Genomic DNA, 254 nt, shown 5'->3' with positions numbered 1-254 from the left:
CAGCAGGCGCTGGCCGCCGCAACCGGGACGGTGATGACCACCGCCAAGCAGATTGGCGATGACATTGCAGCCAGTGCGAATAGGAAGGTCAATGAGGCAGAGGCACAGTACAAAGGAAGTTTGAGTCCCGAAGAGGCAGACCGATTCGCGGGCTTGAGTACTGCCGACAAACAGCGGGAAATGCTGCAGAACAGTCCCGACTACAGCGCGGCCTACACATCGCAACAACAATGGGGCATCGGCGGCGACTACAG

General features: G+C 59.1%; 1 protein-coding gene. It reads left to right on the top strand.

Going from position 1 to position 254, the window contains the following annotated elements; genetic code table 11:
• Positions 1-33: 33 nt before the first annotated feature.
• The coding region (locus tag XpruCFBP8353_RS23185; protein WP_133125734.1) for a hypothetical protein at positions 34-254 on the top strand (221 nt) is incomplete at its 3' end.

Origin of the sequence: Xanthomonas prunicola (assembly GCF_002846205.1) — a bacterium.
Classification (GTDB): Bacteria; Pseudomonadota; Gammaproteobacteria; order Xanthomonadales; family Xanthomonadaceae; genus Xanthomonas; species Xanthomonas prunicola.
Note: the sequence above shows the minus strand (reverse complement) of the source record. Positions and strands in the feature narration are given on the sequence as shown.